The organism is Amycolatopsis sp. WAC 01375, from assembly GCF_003947325.1.
In the GTDB taxonomy this organism is placed as follows: domain Bacteria; phylum Actinomycetota; class Actinomycetes; order Mycobacteriales; family Pseudonocardiaceae; genus Amycolatopsis.
Genome location: NZ_QHHW01000029.1, coordinates 115,729 through 129,213, shown reverse-complemented (window position 1 = coordinate 129,213; position 13,485 = coordinate 115,729). Strand labels below are relative to the sequence as shown.

At 69.0% G+C, this 13,485-nt stretch carries 9 protein-coding genes; 2 read left to right on the top strand and 7 right to left on the bottom strand.

From position 1 onward, the window contains the following. Positions 1–109: 109 nt before the first annotated feature. On the bottom strand, positions 110–1,600 hold the full coding sequence (locus DL991_RS19155) for a chitinase (protein ID WP_125785697.1): 1,491 nt from the start codon (positions 1,598–1,600) through the stop codon (positions 110–112). 161 nt (positions 1,601–1,761) lie between these two features. Here DL991_RS19155 and DL991_RS19150 point away from each other — a divergent pair, with 161 nt between their 5' ends. Next, the gene (locus DL991_RS19150) at positions 1,762–4,152 is read left to right on the top strand and encodes a Tex family protein (protein ID WP_199754006.1); all 2,391 of its coding nucleotides are present in this window, start codon (positions 1,762–1,764) and stop codon (positions 4,150–4,152) included. A gap of 279 nt (positions 4,153–4,431) precedes the next feature. Here the strand turns inward: DL991_RS19150 and DL991_RS19145 are convergent, their stop codons facing one another. Together DL991_RS19145 and DL991_RS19140 are read right to left on the bottom strand one after the other, a co-directional pair. Beyond that, entirely contained in the window at positions 4,432–6,162 is a 1,731-nt protein-coding gene (locus tag DL991_RS19145; protein WP_199754005.1) for an acyl-CoA dehydrogenase, read from the bottom strand. A gap of 24 nt (positions 6,163–6,186) precedes the next feature. Continuing rightward, positions 6,187–7,524 carry a serine hydrolase gene (locus tag DL991_RS19140; RefSeq protein WP_125785696.1) on the bottom strand — a complete coding sequence of 446 codons (1,338 nt, stop codon included), beginning with the start codon at positions 7,522–7,524 and terminating at the stop codon, positions 6,187–6,189. Between the two features lie 275 nt (positions 7,525–7,799). Between DL991_RS19140 and DL991_RS19135 the strand changes: the two genes are divergently transcribed. Then, positions 7,800–9,437: a DEAD/DEAH box helicase gene (locus DL991_RS19135; protein WP_125785695.1), complete on the top strand. Its 1,638-nt coding sequence runs from the start codon at positions 7,800–7,802 to the stop codon at positions 9,435–9,437. Positions 9,438–9,747: 310 nt separating this feature from the next. Here the strand turns inward: DL991_RS19135 and DL991_RS19130 are convergent, their stop codons facing one another. The 4 genes from DL991_RS19130 to DL991_RS19115 all read right to left on the bottom strand — a co-directional run bounded on the left by DL991_RS19130 (position 9,748) and on the right by DL991_RS19115 (position 13,476). Continuing rightward, on the bottom strand, positions 9,748–10,680 hold the full coding sequence (locus DL991_RS19130; RefSeq protein WP_125785694.1) for an acyl-ACP desaturase: 933 nt from the start codon (positions 10,678–10,680) through the stop codon (positions 9,748–9,750). 89 nt (positions 10,681–10,769) lie between these two features. Further along, entirely contained in the window at positions 10,770–11,786 is a 1,017-nt protein-coding gene (locus DL991_RS19125; RefSeq protein WP_199754004.1) for an iron-siderophore ABC transporter substrate-binding protein, read from the bottom strand. Between the two features lie 27 nt (positions 11,787–11,813). Continuing rightward, positions 11,814–12,707 (bottom strand): ABC transporter permease, encoded by an 894-nt coding sequence (locus DL991_RS19120; RefSeq protein WP_125785693.1) that lies wholly within the window; start codon positions 12,705–12,707, stop codon positions 11,814–11,816. Continuing rightward, a complete protein-coding gene (locus tag DL991_RS19115; RefSeq protein WP_125785692.1) occupies positions 12,694–13,476 on the bottom strand; it encodes an ABC transporter ATP-binding protein in 783 nt (260 codons plus the stop codon). Before DL991_RS19115 ends, DL991_RS19120 begins: the two co-directional genes overlap by 14 nt. Positions 13,477–13,485 lie beyond the last annotated feature (9 nt).

The following is a 13,485-nucleotide window of genomic DNA, read 5'->3' as shown; positions in this document are numbered from 1 at the left end:
AATGTTCGCGTCGCGCAAATCTCGCAAGTAGGTGACGAATTGCGACATGGAAAGGGCGGGGCACCGTCGCCCGCGCGACGACGGTGCCCCGCCCCGGTCTAGCGGATCATCACGGGAGGCCGGCCAGACCCGCGCTCACCGTGTTCGACCACGCGTAGCCCTGCGAGGCGTCCCAGTTGATCGACCAGGTCATCGCGCCCCGGATCGTCGGGTACGTCGTCGTCGGCTTGAACGAACCGCAGTTCGTGCCCTTCGCCAGGCAGTTCAGCGCGTTGACCGTGTTGCCGGGCGCCTGGTAGCCGCCACCGGCCGCCGAGCCCGACGCGGGCAGGCCGAGCCCGACCTGGTCGGCCCGCAGACCGCTCTGCAGCTGGATGCAGGCCAGCGCGGTGAGGAAGTCGACCGTGCCCTGCGAGTAGACCTTCTGGTCGCAGCCGAGCATCGTGCCGCTGTTGTAGTACTGCATGTTGACGATCGTCAGGATGTCCTTGACGTTCAGCGCCAGCTTGAAGTACTCCGCCGCCGGGTTCTGCATGTCGATCGTCTGCGGCGCCATGGTGATGACCGTGCCGCCCGCGGCGTGGATGCTGCGCAGCGCCTGCGCCATGTAGGTCGCGTTGACGCCGTTCTCCAGGTCGATGTCGACGCCGTCGAAGCCGTAGGTCGCGATGAGCGACTTCATGCTGTTGGAGAAGTTCGTGGCCGCGGCCGCGGAGTCGACGCGGATCGTGCCCTTCTCCCCGCCGACGGACAGGATGACCTTCTGCCCGCGTGCCTGCGCCGTCTTGATGTCGGCCTTGAACTGCGCGTCGGTGTAGCCGCCGAGCTGGCTCGACAGCCCCGAGTCGAGGGTGAAGGTGACCGCGCCCGGCGTGGCCGTCGCGTCGGCGAAGGACACCGCGACGATGTTGTACTTCGTCGGGACGTCGGCGAGCTTGAGCGCCTTCGCGCCGTTGTAGAAGTTCTGCCAGTAGCCGGTGATCACATGCTTCGGCAGGTTCCCGGTCGGCGGGGTGCTCGTCGTGGTCGTCGGCGGGTTCGACGTGGTGGTCGTGGGCGTGGTCGGCGTGGTGGGGGTCGTCGGGGTCGTGGTCGGCGAGCCGCCGGGACCGTCGAGATTCACGTCGTCGGCGAAGTACGCGGGCTGGCCGTACCAGCCGTGCAGGTAGATCTGGACGCTCGTGGTGGACGCGCCGGTGGTGAAGCTCAGCGAGAGCTGCGACCAGCTGGCCCCGCCCGGAGTCCAGGTGTTCTTGTCACCCGTCCCGGTGCCCGTGACACCGAGGTAGGTGTAGCTGCCCTGCACCCACGCCGAAAGCGTGTACGCGGTGTTGGCCTTCACGGCCACGCTCTGCGAGCAGCGGGCGTTGTCCTGACCCGCCGGGGTGGCGCTGAGCGCGCGGCTGCCCGAGTGGACCGGCGTGGTGACCACCGCGTTCGCGCCGGTGCATGTCCAGCCGCTCGTGGTCCCGAGTTCGAAGCCCGGGTTGGTCAGGATGTTGGCGGCCGAGGCGCTGCCCGAGACCGCGAAAGTCACCCCCAGGCACACGGCCAGTGACGACAGCAGGGCGAGGAACGCGTGTTTCGGCTTCACTTTCACGACTGGCCTCCACGAACGGGTGATGTCGGCCACATCAAAATGGACTAGACCAATACAACTGTCAAGGGTTCGGTTAGAGGAGGCCATACGAAAGTCGGCTCGGCGGAAGCGGCAGAATGCAGGGTCCGAGAGCACCCGAGGGCGGATTCAGGAGCGTGGGAGTGAGCGTGCAGGGCCTGCAGACAGTCGAGCAGAAGATCGCCGAAGAACTCGGTGTGCGCGAAGGGCAGGTCAAGGCGGCCGTCGACCTGCTGGACGGCGGATCGACCGTGCCGTTCATCGCCCGGTACCGCAAAGAGGTCACCGGGATGCTGGACGACACCCAGCTCCGCACCCTCGAAGAACGCCTCCGCTACCTGCGGGAACTCGGCGAACGCCGGGTCGCGGTGCTGGAGTCGATCCGTAGCCAGGGCAAGCTGGACGAGGCGCTCGAAGCGTCGATCATGGCGGCGGACACCAAGTCCCGCCTCGAGGACATCTACCTGCCGTACAAGCCCAAGCGGCGGACGAAGGCGATGATCGCCCGCGAGGCCGGTCTGGAGCCGCTCGCCGACGGGCTGTTGAACGACCCGAACACCGACCCGCAGGCCGCGGCCGCGGTGTTCGTCGACGCCGACAAGGGAGTCGCCGACGCGCAGGCCGCGCTCGACGGCGCCCGCGCGATCCTCGTGGAACGCTTCGCCGAGGACGCCGACCTGATCGGCGAGCTGCGCGAGAAGATGTGGTCGCAGGGCCGCCTCGCGTCGAAGGTCCGCGACGGCAAGGCCGAAGAGGGCGCGAAGTTCTCCGACTACTTCGACTTCTCCGAGCCCTACACCAAGCTCCCCTCGCACCGGATCCTCGCGATGTTCCGCGGTGAGAAGGAAGACATCCTCGACCTCACCATGGAGTCGGAGGAGCCCACCGAGGAACCGCGTACCGGGCCGACGGAGTACGAGACCCGCATCGCGCACAAGTTCGGGATCTCCAACGAAGGCCGACCCGGCGACAAGTGGCTCGGCGACACCGTCCGCTGGGCGTGGCGCACGAAGATCCTGCTGCACCTCGGCATCGACCTGCGGATGCGGCTGCGTCAGTCGGCCGAGGACGACGCCGTCCGCGTGTTCGCCGCGAACCTGCGCGACCTGCTGCTCGCCGCCCCGGCGGGCACCCGCGCCACGATGGGCCTCGACCCGGGTTTCCGCACCGGCGTCAAGGTCGCCGTCGTCGACGACACCGGCAAGGTCGTCGGCACCCACGTGATCTACCCGCATCAGCCCGCGAACAAATGGGACCAGTCCATCGCCGAACTCGCCGCGCTGTGCGCCCGGCACAAGGTGGACCTGATCTCGATCGGCAACGGCACCGCGTCCCGCGAGACCGACAAACTCGCCGGCGAGCTGATCAAGAAGCATCCGGAACTGAAACTGACCAAGGCCGTCGTCTCCGAGGCGGGCGCGTCGGTGTACTCGGCGTCGGCGTTCGCGTCGCAGGAACTGCCGGGGATGGACGTCTCGCTGCGCGGCGCGGTCTCCATCGCGCGGCGGCTGCAGGACCCGCTGGCGGAACTGGTGAAGATCGACCCGAAGTCGATCGGCGTCGGGCAGTACCAGCACGACCTGTCGGAGATCTCGCTGTCGCGGTCACTCGACGCGGTGGTCGAAGACTGTGTGAACGCGGTCGGCGTGGACGTCAACACCGCGTCGGCGCCGCTGCTGACCCGCGTCTCGGGCATCACGACGACGCTGGCGGAGAACATCGTCGCGCACCGCGACGAGAACGGTCCGTTCAAGACTCGGAGCGGGCTCAAGGAGGTCGCGCGGCTCGGCCCCAAGGCCTTCGAGCAGTGCGCGGGCTTCCTCCGGATCCCGGACGGCGACGACCCGCTCGACTCGTCCTCGGTGCACCCCGAGGCCTATCCGGTGGTGCGGCGGATCCTGAGCTCGACCGGCACGGACATCCGCGCGCTGATCGGCAACTCGCGGACCCTGCAGGCGCTGAAGCCCACACAGTTCGTCGACGACACCTTCGGCCTCCCGACGGTGACCGACATCCTCGCCGAACTCGAAAAGCCGGGCCGCGACCCGCGTCCGGCGTTCAAGACCGCGACCTTCGCCGACGGCGTCGAGAAGATCGGCGACCTCAAGCCGGGAATGCGGCTGGAAGGTGTCGTGACGAACGTGGCCGCGTTCGGCGCGTTCATCGACGTCGGCGTGCACCAGGACGGGCTCGCGCACGTCTCGGCGCTGTCGAAGAACTTCGTCAAGGACCCGCGTGAGGTCGTGAAACCCGGCGACATCGTCAAGGTGAAGGTCCTGGAAGTCGACGTGCCGCGCAAGCGGATCTCGCTGACCCTGCGGCTGGACGACGAGCCCGGCCGTCCCGCCCGCGAGCAGGGCGGCGGCGGTGGTGGCGGCGGCGGTCGTGACCGCGGCCAGGGCGGTCAGCGTCAGGGCGGCGGACAGCGTCAGGGCGGCCAGGGCGGACGCGGCGGCGGCAACCGGGGCGGGAACTCCGGCGGCGGTGGCGGTGCCATGGCGGACGCGCTCCGAAAGGCCGGCTTCGGCAAGTAAGGGTTGGCACGTTATCGAGGGGTAAGGCAATGGCGTCGGGTCGCGGGGATTCACTCGCGGCCGTGGGGCACCCAGGTGTCGCGAAGGACCCCTTCTTCGCTACCGCACCCCTGCCCCCGACGTTGCGAAAGCCACTTTCGCAACGTTGAAGGTTGCCAAAGTGGCTTTCGCAACCTGCCACCTTCGCCTTACCCCTCAAATAGAAAGGGCGCTTTCCCCGCATGCGATGCGAGGAAAGCGCCCTTCACCACGTCAGATGCGGGGAAGGTCCCTTTCAGCTCACGGGTTCATGGCGTAGGCGCCCGAGAGGTCACGCACCAGCGACCACACGTGGTCGAAGCGCGCCGCGTCGACGACGGGCTTCCGGATCGACGCCAGCGCGAGCGCCTGCTGTGCCTCGGTCGAGGACGACTTTCCGTGCAGATCGATCGCGGTGGCGCTGAAGTCCTGCACCAGGATGGCGAAGATCTGGTCGACGACCTCGGTCTCGATGCCGGTGATCTCCGCCTGCTCCAGCACCAGCTGTCCGTAGACGACCAGCGTGAACAGCTCGGTCAGCGCGAGGCCGAAGTCGATGTCCTGCTGCTGTGCCTCGTCCGGCGCGGCTTCGGTGAACAGCTTCACCAGCGCCTCGGCCTGCTCGGTGAACCGCGCGACGTTCGGGATCGCGGACGCCTTGGCGTAGGCCTCACGCCAGTCGTGGAACCGCACCTTCGACAGGCCGCGCGCGGGGCCCTGGCGGAACAGGAACTCGTCGTCGGCCGCGTCGGACCGGGTCGGCACCGGCTCGTAGGCCTGCGGCGCGAACAGGTACGCGGGCACGAACTTCGCGATCAGCGCGAGGTTCACCGCCACCGTGCCTTCCAGCTTCGGCAGGCCGTCGATGTCGTTCTTGGACATCGCGAGGTAGGTGTCGGCCTCGAAACCCTTGGCCGCCACCACATCCGCGACCAGGCCGATGACCTTCTGCGCCTCGGTGGTCACCTTCATCTTGGTGATCGGGTTGAACAGCAGGTACCGGCGGTCGTCCGCGTTCGCGCTGCGGAAGTAGTCCACGGCGCGGTCGGAGAACAGCTTCATCGCGACGAGCCGCGCGTACGCCTCGACGAATTCCCGGCGCACGTGCGGGAAATCGGTGACCTTCTTGCCGTAGAGCACCCGGTTGTGCGCGTGCGTGATCGCCTCGTACAACGAGTGCGTCGACATCCCGATGCCGCCGAAGCACAGGTTGAACTTGCCGATGTTGACCGTGTTCAGCGCAGCGGAGAACGCGTCTGCGCCGACGTGCAGAATGTCCTCTTCGGACACCGGGTAGTCATCGAGCTCGAACTCGGCGACGTACATCTGCGACGGGACGACGTTCTTCACCACGCGGTAGTTCGGGTGCTCCGAGTCCGCGTAGAAGAACACGTACTGGTCCGGTCCCTCGACGCCGTCGATGCGGCCGAACACCGACACGGTGCGCGCGCAGTTGCCGTTGCCGATGTAGTACTTCGACCCGTTCGCGCGGTAGCCGCCCTTGCCGTCCGGTGTGAGCACGAGGTCCGACGAGTAGATGTCGGCGCCGTGCTCCTTTTCGGACAGTCCGAACGCGGCGACGCCGCCGGCCGCGAGCGAGTCCGCCGCGCGTTTGCGGGCGGCCTCGTTCGCGCTCTGCCACACCGGGCCAAGGCCGAGGATGGTGACCTGCCACGGGTACCAATAATTCAGGCCGTAGAAGCCGAGGATCTCCGACAGCGCCGCGACGCGCGCGGTATCCCAGCGCTTGTCGGGGTTCCCCTCGGCGTTCGCGCCAGGAGTGAGGAACGTCGAAAAGAGCCCTTCCTTGCCCGCGAACTCGATGAAGTCCGCGTAGAAGGTCCGCTCGTGGTAGTCCTCGACGAGCTTGCGCTTGCCTCGCTGTTCGAACCACTCGATGGTGGCACGCAGCAGGCGACGCGTCTCCGGGTCGAACTGCCGTGGGTCGTACCCACCCGGGTTCAGCAACAACGCGGTCGCCTTTTCGCTCATCGTCACTCCTGGTCGCCGAAGTTACTACCCGGTAACCGTAGCGCGCCGCTTCGCCGTCCGGCCACCGAACTCGACCGAAGTCACCTCCCCGTGGTCGTTCCGCAGGAAACGCGCGGTGGGCTTGCGGGTGTCGGCGGCGGGGGCGATCGCGTCGCCGCCCACGAAAACGGCCTCGAACGGCGGAGGCGACGGGAAGTCCTCGATCTCGGCGACCAGCTGAGCCCACAGCGTGCCGTCGCGGTCGCTGACCACGAACGCCAAGTCACCGGTCTGGTAGCGGCCGAGGTACTCGGCGACGTCCGGCTGGGGCACCGGCGGCGGGCTCGCGAGCGGAGGCAGGCCGACCAGCTTCTCCAGGCACCAGTCGACGATCTTCGCGCCCAGCGCGGAGCCGCCCGCGCTGTTCGTCAGCACGGTGACGGCGAAGTCCTCCTCCGGAATGGTCACGAACTCCGACAACTGCAGATTGCTCACGTTGCCGCCGTGCCGGACCAGCCGGGCAGCGCCGTGGGTCGTGTGCAGCCAGCTCAGCCCGACCTGTTCGAACCGCAGCGCGGCCTTGCGCTGCGGCGCGCGCATCAGGTCGCGGGTGGCTTCGCTGATCGGCGGCTTGCCCTCGGCCTCGCCGGTCAGGAAGAACCGGGCCCATTTCAGCTGGTCACCCGCCGTCGACCACAATCCGCCGCTCGCGCTGTCCGCGCGGGTGAGGCCCACGGTGTGCTCGACCGCCGGTCCGCCGTCGCGCAGCACGTGCCCGACGGCGTGACGGCGCGTGAGCACCTCCCACGGCAGGTAATACGACTCGGTCATGCCCAGCGGTTCGAGCAGCCGGGCGCGGACCACGTCCTCGAAGGGTTCACCCGCCACCACCTCGACGACCCGGCCTGCCAGCTGGAACCCGGCGTTGCAGTAGGAGAACACCTCTCCTGGCGGGAAGTTCTGCGGCAGGTCGCCGAACTTCGCGATCGCGAGGGCCAGCGCGTCGTCACCCCACCCGGTGGTGAAGTCCACGTCGCCGAGGAACCCGGCGGAGTGCGTGAGCAGCTGGCGCAGCGTCACCGTCTTCCGCGCCACCGGATCCGCCAAGGGGAGATCGGGGAGGTATTCGACGACCGGCCGGTCCAGGTCCAGTACACCGTCTTCGACCAGGGCCAGCACGGCGGCCGCGGCGAAGGTCTTGCTGGTGGAGCCGATCATGAACAGGGTGCCGGGATCGACCGGAAGCCCGGTGTCCACACTGGACACCCCGGTGGCGAACACCGACTCCTCGCCGCGATGCGTCACCCCCACCACGGCTCCAGGGACACCCGCCCCGCGCGCCTCCTCTTCGAGCACGCCTCGCAGATCCTGAACGTTCGACACCCGTGTCCCCTTTCGTCCGGTCAGGCCAGCGTTTCACCGCGACCCGGCGTCCGGCTCGTCCGAACCGACGAACATCGGCGGACCGGTGCGGGCGATATCACGTAGCCCCGGAGATCACGACCCAGTACACTGGACAACGCGGTCCGCTCAGTTCTGCCTCGGGCCGCGTTTCGTTGTCGAAGACCACGCGCCGCGGCCCCCCGAGGTCTGCGCCGGGCAGGACAACCCTTTCTATCCTTACGGAGATACCAGGGCGCACCTGTGCCCACACGCTTATGAGCACACCTACCTTCACCGAACTCGGCCTGCCCAAGACCCTCGTGGACTCGCTCGCCGAACAGGGCGTCACCAGCCCGTTCCCCATCCAGGCCGCCACGCTGCCGCATTCGCTGGCGGGCCGCGACGTCCTCGGCCGCGGCCGCACCGGCTCCGGCAAGACCTATGGCTTCGTGCTGCCCGTCCTCGCCCGGCTCGCCGCCGGCCCGACCCGGCGCCGCCCCGGCCGCCCGCGCGCGCTTGTCCTGGCGCCGACCCGCGAACTGGCCACCCAGATCGAGGCGTCGTTCCTGCCGCTGGCCAAGCCGCTCGGCCTCAAGGTCACCACCATCTTCGGCGGCGTCAGCCCCAACCCGCAGATCACCCGGCTGCGTGACGGCGTCGACATCGTCGTCGCCTGCCCCGGCAGGCTCGCCGACCACATGCGTTCGGGCGAGGTGAAGCTCGACAACATCGAGATCACCGTCCTGGACGAGGCCGACCACATGGCCGACCTCGGCTTCCTGCCCGACGTCCGGCGCATCATGGCCGAGACCCCGGAGCGCGGGCAGCGGCTGCTGTTCTCCGCGACCCTCGACGCGGGTGTCGACGTGCTGGTCAAGCGCTTCATGCACAACCCGGTCACGCACAGCGTCGACTCGGCCCAGTCGCCGGTATCGACCATGAAGCACCACGTGCTGCACCTGGAGGAGACCCACCGGCTGGCGGTGCTGATCGACCTCACCGCCGCGCCCGGCCGCACACTGGTGTTCACCCGCACGAAGCACCGCGCCAAGCAGCTGACGCGCAAGCTCATGGCCTCCGGCGTGCCGGCGGTCGAACTGCACGGCAACCTCGGGCAGACCGCGAGGACGCGCAACCTGGAGGCGTTCTCCTCCGGCGCGGCGAAGACGCTGGTCGCGACCGACATCGCCGCCCGCGGCATCCACGTCGACGACGTCACGCTGGTCATCCACGCCGACCCGCCCGTCGAGCACAAGGCGTACCTGCACCGCTCAGGTCGGACCGCGCGGGCCGGGGCGTCCGGCACCGTCGTCACGCTGATGACCGACGCGCAGGTCGGCGACGTCCGCGACCTCACCCGCAAGGCGGGCATCAAGCCGACCACGACGCAACTCGGCCCCGGCCACCCGCTGCTGTCGGAGCTGGCGCCCGGCGAGCGTTCGTTCACCGCGTCCCCGCGTCAGCCGATCGTGGACATGCGGCCGAAGCGCGTCAGCGCCAGCGGCGAAGCCATCCCGGGCAAGGGTGACGACGAAGACCGTCCGGCAGGCAGCCGTGGCCGCGGCAGCCGCGCCGGTCGCGGCCGAGGCCCCTCCGTCGGTGGCAGGGGTGCTTCCGGTGGCGGCTCGCGTCGCGGCGGTTCCTCGGAGGGCCGTTCGCGTCAGCCCCGCGCCGAAGGCGACCGCCGTGGCGGCGCCCCCGCCGGCCAGGGCGGCCGTCGCGCGGCCGAGTCCACCGGACGTCGCGAAGGCGCGCCCAAGGGCGGCGGCCAGGGCCGTCGCGGCGCCGCCGACTCCCAGCCGCGCCGGGCTTCCGGTGCGGGCAAGGCCCAGTCCGGTGGCGCTCCGGCCCGCCGGGGCGGTGCCGCCGCGTTCTCCTCGGGCACCCGCGCCGGCTCGCGCCGCTCGCGCTAGCTCACCCTGACGGCCGCCACGCGTGATCCGGCGGCCGTCACGCGAGTTACGGCTCCCGTCACGCGAGTTACGGCTCCCGTCACGTGAGTTACGCCTTCCAACACGCGAGTTCCGGAGGCCGGCTCAGGTGATCGGGCCGCCCGGCCACGCGAGTCGGCCACCGGAACACACGTGCCGTCCATCCGATCACGTGAGTTGGCCGTCTGGTCACGTGACTGGAGGCGGAACTCACGTGATTGGAGGCGCAACTCGTGTGATTGGGGGCGAAACTCGCGTGACTAGGGGCGCAACTCGCGTGATCGGGGGCGTATCACGTGGTTCGGGCGGCGGCGCGGGCGGCCGCGGCCGCGCGACGCTCTTCGAAGCGGGACGCCTGGGTGTCGAGGGCCTTCAGGAACTGGTCGAGTTCGTCCCGCGCCTTCTCCCCCACCTCGCCGAGCCCTTCGAGCTCGAAGATCTTCCACTGCCGCAGCAACGGCCAGATCACCTCGTCGTGGTGGATCCGCAGGTCGTAGATGCCCGCCTTCGCGATCAGCGCGGCCTTCCGCACGAAGCTCGGGATCACCGCGCCCGGCATCTGGAACTGGACGACCTCGTCGGTGATGGCGCGCATCATCGCGTCGGGTGAAAGCTCCAGCGAGGCCTGCACCAGGTTCCGGTAGAAGACCATGTGCAGGTTCTCGTCCATCGCGACCCGGGAAAGCAGCTTCTCGCACATCGGATCCTGCGTGTACTTGCCGGTGTTGCGATGCGAAAGCCGCGTCGCCAGCTCCTGGAACGACACGTACGCGAAGACGTTCAGCAATGCCTTGTCGCCGCTGTCGTACCCGGCCTGCATGGTCTGCATCCGCGCCCGCTCCAGCTCGACCGGGTCCACCGCGCGCGTCACCAGCAGGTAGTCGCGGATGCAGATGCCGTGGCGGCCCTCCTCGGCCGTCCAGCGATGCACCCACGTGCCCCACGCGCCGTCGCGGCCGAACGCCCGCTCGATCTCGCGGTGGTAGCTCGGCAGGTTGTCCTCGGTCAGGAGGTTGACCTCCAGCGAGGTCCGCGCGATGGGCGACACCCGCGACTGCTCGGGATCCCACGGCTCGCCGCCCAGTTCGGCGAAGTTCTTGCCCTCGCTCCACGGCACGTACTCGTGCGGCATCCATTCCTTGGCGACCGAGAGGTGCCGGTTGAGGTTTTCCTCGACCGTTCCCTCCAGCTCGAGCATCAGCCGGGTGCTTTCGGGGACCGTCATGCGTTTCGTCCTTCCAGGGTACGGAAAACGCCACCTACGACACCGTAACTTACGGTGTCGTAGGTTTGCCACCTCCGGAAGGTGAACGCTCAGGAGCCGGGGACGGCCGCCAGCTTCGGCACCAGCTGTTCGATCGCGTACGGGATGCTCAACACGGTGTTGAACGAGATCGCGGCCCCGACCGGCGGGTTCTCGTAGGTGATGAACAAGTCCCGCTTGTCCGCCGACACCTTCAGCTTCCGGTACACCGGGTCGGCCCGCACCCTGGTCTCCGCGTTGACGTCGGAGTTCAGCCACACCAGGCGATCCGCGTCGAACAGGTCGAACCGTTCCGACGAGACCTCGACGACGTTGTTCTCCGGTTCGCTCAGCGCCTTGACCGGATCGAACGGCCGGAAACCCAGCTCGGTCATGAAGATCATCTTCGGGTCGGTGGTGGTGAACGCGGAGAACTTGCCCGCCTCGAAGGTGTCGGCGACGACCATCGACAGCTTCGCGAACCCGGGGTGTTCGGCCCGCGCCTGCGCGAACCGCCGGTCGATCCCGGCGATCAGGTCGTCGGCCTTCTGCGGCAACCCGAGCGCGCGACCCACCATCCGGGTCATCTCCTGCCACGGCGCCGCGTAGTCCTCGTACTTCGACGGCTGCGCGACGACCGGGGCGAGCTGCGAGAGCTTGTCGTACTGCTCCTTCTTCATCCCGCTGTACTGGGCGAGGATCAGGTCCGGCTTGAGCGCGGCGATCTTCTCGAAGTTGAAGTCGTCCCGTTCGCCGACGACCTCCGGCCGCTTGTCACCCCAGCGAGCCTGGGTCCACGGCCACTTCCCGTACGGCCGCTCCTTGAACCAGTCGACGGCGCCGACCGGCCGGATCCCGAGCGCCAGCACGGCGTCGTGGTCGGACAGGCCGAGCGTGACGATCCTCGAAGGCTGCTTCTCGACCGTCACCGACCCGTATTTGTGCTCGACGGTCACCGGGAAGGTGCCACGGGCCTCCGGAGGCACCAGGCTCTCGTCGACCGATTGCGAAGAACCGCAACCGGCCACCAGCAACGACATCATCAGCGCGGTCAGGGTCGCCTTGACCCGCACCCCCGTAACGGACATGCGGGTAAGGCTAGCCTGTCCAAAGTCCTAAAGGGACGCGGTGAGACCACGGGCACGCAGGACCGACCGTTCCAGCGGACGGAACACCACCAGCTCGATACCGACGCCGACCAGCAGGATCAGGAAGATCGCCGAGATCACGCCTTCCATGCTGTTGAACGACGAGCCTTCGTTGAGGTACGCGCCGAGTCCCTTGCCGAGCGCCGGGGACAGCGCGATCAGCTCGGCGGCCATCAGCGAACGCCACGAGAACGCCCAGCCCTGTTTGAGCCCCGCCAGGAAGCCGGGCAACGCGGCGGGCAGCAGGATGTGCCGGGCCGACGAGAGCCGGTTCGCCCCCATCACCTGGCCGACCCTCGGCAGGATCGGCGGGATCTGGTCGATGCCCGAGACGAGACCGTTCGCGATCGAAGGCACCGAGCCCAGCAGGACCACGAAGTAGATCGAGGCGTCGTTCAGCCCGAACCACAGGATCGCCGCGGGCACCCACGCCACCGACGGCAGGCTCTGCAGCCCGGTCAGGAACGGGCCGACGGCGGCGCGGACGATGCGGACCTTCGCCACCACCAGCCCGAGCGGGGTCCCGATGACCACGCCGATCAGGAAGCCCAGCGCGGCGCGGTGCACCGACGTCCAGACGAACTCGAAGATCTCGCCGTCGATGGTGATGCCGACGAGTTCGTCCCAGACCGCGAGCGGCGCGGGCAGCATCGACTCCGGCCAGAACGCGGCCGCCCACAAGGCCTGCCACAGCGCGACCAGCAACGCCAGGAAGACCAACGGCGGCACGAAGCCGCGCAGGAACCGCTTCCCCCGGCTTTCCCGGCGCTCCCCGGTGGGGGTGTCGAGCGAGTCGAGCCCCGCGCCGACGGCCTCGTCCGCCTCCTCCGCCGCTGTGTCAGGGCGGTCAAGCCGCGGCATGGGTACTGATCACCTCCCGGAGGTGACCGGTGATCTCCAAGGTCAGCTCTTCGGCGTCGGAGGCCTGGACGTCGCGCCATTCCCGCACGACCCGGCCCGGCCGCGACGAGAGCAGCACGACCCGCTGGCCGAGCCGCACGGCTTCGCGGACGTCGTGGGTCACGAACAGCACCGAGGTGCCGGTGCTGCGGTAGACGCGCAGCAGTTCACCCTGCAGGACGTCGCGGGTGATGGCGTCGAGCGCGGCGAACGGCTCGTCCATCAGCAGCAGCGACTGCTCCGGGTCACCGCCGACGCGCAGGGTCGCGGCCAGTGCCCTGGCGAGCGCGACGCGCTGCCGCATCCCGCCCGACAACTCGTGCGGCCGCTTGTCGCCCGCCCCGCCGAGGCGGACGAGTTCGAGCAGTTCGGCCGCCTTTTCGCGGCGCTCGGACCGGCTGAAACCGGCGAGGCGCAGCGGCAGTTCCACGTTGCGGGCCGCGGTCAGCCACGGCATCAGCGCGGCCTCCTGGAACATGACCGCCGGCCGGGAGGTCTCGAGGGTGATCGTGCCCGACGTCGGCCGGTCGAGACCGGCGACCAGGTTCAGCAGCGTGCTCTTGCCGCAGCCGGAGGCGCCGAGGAGGCAGACGAACTCGCCGGGGGCGACCGTCAGGTCCATCCCGTCGAGGGCCACGACGGCGCGGCCGGTCGGCCCGAACGCCTTCCGGACCCCGTCGAGCCGCACGGCGACACCGGTGGACAGGCCGGGCTCCAAGGTGGTCGTCATCGCTGATCC